The organism is Aeromonas enterica, assembly GCF_054052465.1.
Genome location: NZ_JBSTYL010000073.1, coordinates 1 through 347 on the forward strand (window position 1 = coordinate 1; position 347 = coordinate 347).

The 347-nt window shown below is 55.3% G+C and carries 1 protein-coding gene; it reads left to right on the plus strand.

What is annotated here, in order from left to right; translation table 11 throughout:
• Window positions 1-347 (plus strand): EF-Tu C-terminal domain-related protein (locus ACW5XD_RS23955; protein WP_456497025.1); only part of this gene is annotated, 347 nt, incomplete at both ends.

Below are 347 nucleotides of genomic sequence, written 5' to 3' on the forward strand. Positions count from 1 at the left end.
GAGCGCGGTATCGTTAAAGTCGGTGAGACCGTAGAAATCGTCGGTATCAAAGACACCGTTTCTACCACCTGTACCGGTGTTGAAATGTTCCGCAAACTGCTGGACGAAGGTCGTGCAGGCGAGAACATCGGCGCGCTGCTGCGTGGTGTCAAGCGTGAAGACGTAGAGCGTGGTCAAGTACTGGCCAAGCCGGGCTCCATCAAGCCGCACACCAAGTTTGAATCTGAAGTGTACGTGCTGTCCAAAGAAGAAGGTGGTCGTCATACCCCGTTCTTCAAGGGCTACCGTCCGCAGTTCTACTTCCGTACTACCGACGTGACCGGTACCATCGAACTGCCGGAAGGCGT